Here is a 5,254-nt window from a genome sequence, read left to right as displayed (position 1 = left end):
ACAAATATGATTTTGTTTACCTTGTTTATTGATGCCATTTTTACGGATATGGGTAGATTTACATTCAGGGCATTGCATTTTGATTTCCTCCATTCATATCTCTATTATGCAACGCCCAACGGATTTAGTATAACTTTGTCTTGATAATTTACAAAACGATTGGAACCTGAAGAAGAAAAATTATTACGGGGTTTAACTGACAGTGTTTCTCAAAAAACTGATGTTTACTTTTCCTCTTGTCTTCTTGTTGCTAATTGGTCTAAAATTTCGGCGTGAACTTGGCGAGTAATTGGATAAAAATAGGCAAGAATTAAGCTAATGATCAGAAAAAATGCCGGTAAAGGAGCAATTGCTAGGCGAATTGCTATTAAAGCACTATCTGGCTGCAGGGGAATTGCTTCTCCTGGGATTCTCGGTTTAAAACCCGATGTTTCTAGAGCAATACCGACAAGAAATAACCCCAAAGCTAAACCAATTTTTTGCAAAAGTACCATGAAAGCATAAAAAATACCTTCTCGACGTTTTCCTGTTTCTAATTCGTCTAATTCAATCACATCGGGAACCATTGACCAAGGAATTAAATAGGCCACAGATACGCCAAATCCTGCCAAAACTGCCAAAGCATACATTAAAGTTATTTGTCCGGGTTGGAGCAAAAATAAACCAATTTGGGCAATAATCCAGAATGTCATCCCTAAAAAATAGACTATCTTTTTGTCTAATTTCTGACTAACTGCTTGCCAGAAAAATAACATCACTAAAGCTGTTCCCTGTACTGCCAAAGCGACTAAACCCGATTCTGCTTCCGATAGTCTCATGTAGCTGACGACGTAGTAAACCAAAATCGAGGCGGTTAATTGTACTCCTAACCAAGCACAAAGATAGATGCCAATAACGTATAAAAAGGGACGATTACCAAAAACTATTTTTAATTGTTCTTTCAGGGGAATAGTTTCGGTATTATTATCCGCTTCTCTCTGTTTAATTGCCGCGCTATCCTTGAGATGATTTTCAGTTTTGCCATAGTAAAGGGTTAACCCCGAAACTATCCCTTCTATTCCTAATAAAATTGTGGAAATAGCGATAAAGTCTCTGGGATTCACCCCAATTTTTCCTAGTCCATAGACCAAGGAAAGCGCACCGATAACTATAAAAGCAATTGCCAAAACTTTTTTCTGGGGAGAATTGAGAATAGCTTTTGCTCCTCGTTCTTGCAAAACCAAAGCGCACCAAATAACTGCTATAATCGACATTAAAGCACAAACTACACCTAACAATAAAAAAGCTTGATGGAGATCATTGGCATAGGACGATGAGACGAGAATATAGAGAATTAATGATAGAATGCTGCCCCCGATGGAAAAGGCAAAACGAAAACTATTTAAGCGGGTTCTCTCATTATAATCATAAGTTAATTCAGGGGTGAGTGCCTGGTAGGGAAGATTGACTACTGTATAGGTTAAATTAAAGATAATACCAATAAAAATATAATATAAAAATAGCCATAATTGGTTATTAGTCGGGATTAACCACAGTAAAAAATAGCTAATTCCGAAGGGAATCGACCCCAATAACATCCATGGTAAGCGACGACCCCAGATAGTACGAGTTCGATCGCTCCACATGCCAATGATCGGATCGTTAATAGCGTCGAAAATTCTCACCACCATCAGCACACTACCAGCTAATCCTGCCGATAATCCTGCCACATCAGTGAGGAAAAATAGCAGGTAAAATACCGAGATATTGGCAGTGATAGCCGGTCCCAAATCCCCCGCACCATAGGCGATTTTTGTGGTTAAATTGAGTCTTTCAGAAGTCAAATGAGCCATAAAAGCAATTACAGAGATTAAAATAAGCTTAACCGTTCTGGGAGCAGTTGAGGAACTTTAATTTTTTTTGTCTCTAGTAATTCCTGAAAATATCTAGCGTTAAAAGGGAAGATTCCCCGATGACACAAGGGACAAAGAAATAGCTTGATCTTTGGCATCCAGGAAAATTCTGACTATTTCCCCGTCCTTCACTTTTTATCTATCGCCCTGGCAGCATCATCAGCTAAACTGACTAATATCAGTTATTTTAGCTATCAGCATCGGTAGGTGGGTGGAATTAAATATAAGATGAACGTAGGTTGGGTTGAAGCATGAAACCCAACTCCCGCATGGGTTACGCTACCGCTAACCCATCCTACAAATAATTGTGCCTCCCTACTTACAAGCGAGAAGATCGCCCAGATTGTTCTTTTTCGGACTGTTAGCGGTTAGGAGCTATTACTGGGGAGACGATCGAAATAGATCAAGAAAGTGTGATAGTACAGATAAGAGATCGGGGAAAATTTTTTCGCCAAACCTAAAACTTTTTGACGCTGACGTTCTATGATGCCTCATATCTTCCTATTTTTAGAGATTTTTTCCCAAGAAGGCGGTATTCAATCCTATATCAAGGATGTCCTGCAAGCTTATCTCACTTTGCCCGATTGCGAGGCGGCCGAGGTTTTTTTACTGCGGGATGCCCCTGATTGTCCTAATCCTTTCAAAAATCAAGGTATTACCTTTCATTACCTGAAAAATAACTCAGCAACTCTCGGACGCATTCAATTAGCCCTTAAGTTTCTAGTTTCTCTCCTCCGGAAACGTCCCCAACGGGTTTTTTGTGGTCATATAAATTTAGCTCCTCTCACCCGTCTTTACTGTCAAGCTTTAGGCATACCCTACACCGTCCTCACCTACGGCAATGAAGTCTGGGAACCTTTACCAAATTCCCAAAAACAAGCCCTGCAAGCGGCCGCATCGATCTGGACAATTAGCCGTTACACTCGCGATCTTATGTGTAAGGCTAACGCTATCGATCCCAAAAAAGTAGCAATTCTCCCCTGTGTGGTGGATGAGGAAAAGTTTAATTTAGGTGAAAAGTCCTTGACATTAATCAAAAAATATGATATGGAAAATGCCAAAGTTTTATTAACAGTGGCCCGGTTGTGGTCGGGGGATATCCATAAAGGGGTAGATGTTACCATTCGGGCCCTGCCGACAATTCTAGAGACTTATCCCGAAGTAAAATATCTAGTCATTGGACGTGGGGACGATCGCCCCAGGTTAGAAGCTTTAACCAAGCAGTTAGGAGTGGATAAACAGGTAATTTTCGCGGGTTTTGTCCCGACGGAGGAATTAGCCGACCATTATCGTTTAGCCGATGCTTACGTTATGCCCTCCCGGGAAGGATTCGGGATTGTTTACCTAGAGGCCATGGCCTGTGGTATTCCCGTGATTTCTGGAGATGAGGACGGTTCAGCAGAACCGCTGCAGGATGGTTTGGTGGGGTGGCGCGTTCCCTATCGAGATGCCGAAAAGGTGGCTCAAGCTTGTTTAGAAATTTTGCCAGGTCAGGATCAACGTTGTCACCCGCAATGGTTGCGTCAACAAACTGTAACTAAATTCGGCAAAAAGACTTTACAGGCAAAATTACGGCAGTTAATCTAATTATAACTTCATTGGGCATCGTCTCCTCAATACCGGCCACTGACTAGCCAAAACCACAACTTTGTCACTCATTATTAAGATAACTGCTATACTCCTCTATGGCTTCCCCAAAAGATTTTATTAGTCCGGTCAATTCTGGTCAAAAGTTGGTCTATCCTTTTCGCAACTATCTTAACTATCTTCACGACAAATACTCTGATTTACAGACGGGTAAGATCGCCGATTATATTCCGGAATTAGCCCTAGCAGCTCCACAATGGTTTGGTATTTCGGTAATTACCACTGACGGTCAGATTTTTGAGGTGGGAGACTGTCGGCAAACCTTTACAGTACAATCGATTTCTAAAGCTTTTGTCTTTGGATTAGCTCTAGAAGATCACGGAAGGGAATACGTTAACAGTAAAGTCGGTGTTGAACCCACGGGGGAAGCTTTTAACTCGATTATTCTCGATGAAAAAACCAATCGTCCCTATAATCCTATGGTTAATGCTGGTGCGATCGCTACTACGGATTTAATCACCGGACAGAATGCCACGGAAAGGCTAAAACGTATTTTGGAAATGTTTAAACGCTATACGGGTAGGGATCACGAGATTAATGTCCCCGTTTTTCTCTCGGAAAAATCCACCGGCAATCGTAATCGGGCCATGGCCTATCTGATGCTAAATTTTGGCATGGTTAGCGATAAAATTGAAGAAACCCTCGACCTTTACTGTCAACAATGCGCCATCCTCGTCCATGCTCACGATTTAGCCCTGATGGCCGCTACCTTGGCTAATGGGGGTGTCAACCCAATCACAGGAATACGGGCGATCGATGAACACTACGTTCAAGATGTGATCAGTGTTATGCTTACCTGTGGAATGTACGACGCTTCGGGAGAATGGGCCTATCGAGTAGGATTACCAGCAAAAAGCGGTGTCGGGGGCGGAATTACGGCAGTAGTCCCCCATCAGTTGGGAATTGGCACTTTTTCGCCCCTTTTAGATGAAAAAGGCAACAGCATCAGAGGAGTGAAAATTTGTCAAGATATTTCAGAGGATTTTGGTTTACATTTATTCAATGTGGCCAAACCAGAACGAGATTTAAAAACATGGCTTGAAGGCAATAGTTGATACCACCCCCTACTTCCCTCTCCCCACTCTGCCATAGCTTTTAAACAGGATTTAGTCTGATAAGTAGGGAGGTACAATTATTTGTAGGATGGGTTAGCGGTAGCGTAACATAATCGGGCGTTGGGTTTCATGCTTCAACCCAACCTACGTTCTTCTTACCCCACAGTTAACTTTACTTTTGTCCTGAAAATCGATAAAACCCCACACCCCACCTGCCCCCAGGAAAAACTTTTTGCCGCAAACCCTACTTAACTGTCCCCAGCAAGAGCGCCTACCGGCCATAGAAAATTAATTTGGCCAGAGGTCTGTGGAAAAAATTTCGTAAACCTCTTGACAAAAGCAGCGGATTGTGTGTAATATCTGAACTTCCCCCATACATATATACCATAATAGCCGAAAACCCTTATCCATCAATGGATGCACCCCCTTAACTTTCCTTAATGTACCCATGTAATTTGTAACATTTCTTAATGGACAAAAATTCTCTCCATTTGCTAGAATGATAGCCATGTATATAGAAAAAGTTCCTAACCGTAATTCTCCCCCCGCTGTTCTTCTTCGGGAGTCCTACCGAGAAGGAGATCAAGTCAAAAAAAGAACCCTGGCCAATCTCTCAAAATTACCCGATGATATTATCGACAATCTGAAACTGGCTCTTAA

At 41.8% G+C, this 5,254-nt stretch carries 5 protein-coding genes; 3 read left to right on the top strand and 2 right to left on the bottom strand.

Annotated elements, in window-relative coordinates; translation table 11 throughout:
• Both EWV66_RS23970 and EWV66_RS02555 read right to left on the bottom strand, forming a co-directional pair.
• A partial coding sequence (locus EWV66_RS23970; protein ID WP_502705652.1) for a transposase-like zinc-binding domain-containing protein occupies positions 1–78 on the bottom strand: 78 nt, incomplete at its 3' end.
• 146 nt (positions 79–224) lie between these two features.
• Complete coding sequence (locus tag EWV66_RS02555) at positions 225–1,832, bottom strand: MFS transporter (RefSeq protein ID WP_287107489.1); 1,608 nt, start codon at positions 1,830–1,832, stop codon at positions 225–227.
• 543 nt (positions 1,833–2,375) lie between these two features.
• Between EWV66_RS02555 and EWV66_RS02550 the strand changes: the two genes are divergently transcribed.
• The 3 genes from EWV66_RS02550 to EWV66_RS24310 all read left to right on the top strand — a co-directional run.
• Positions 2,376–3,479, top strand: coding sequence for a glycosyltransferase family 4 protein (locus EWV66_RS02550; RefSeq protein WP_052277535.1), 1,104 nt, complete (start codon positions 2,376–2,378; stop codon positions 3,477–3,479).
• Positions 3,480–3,577: 98 nt separating this feature from the next.
• Positions 3,578–4,594 carry a glutaminase A gene (gene glsA, locus EWV66_RS02545; RefSeq protein WP_052277536.1) on the top strand — a complete coding sequence of 339 codons (1,017 nt, stop codon included), beginning with the start codon at positions 3,578–3,580 and terminating at the stop codon, positions 4,592–4,594.
• A 508-nt stretch (positions 4,595–5,102) separates the two neighbouring features.
• The coding region (locus tag EWV66_RS24310) for an IS1634 family transposase N-terminal domain-related protein (RefSeq protein ID WP_186814336.1) at positions 5,103–5,254 on the top strand (152 nt) is incomplete at its 3' end.

The sequence above is a fragment of the Microcystis sp. M_OC_Ca_00000000_C217Col genome, assembly GCF_007095585.1.
GTDB lineage: Bacteria > Cyanobacteriota > Cyanobacteriia > Cyanobacteriales > Microcystaceae > Microcystis > Microcystis panniformis.
This window is presented reverse-complemented; position numbering and strand designations above follow the sequence as displayed.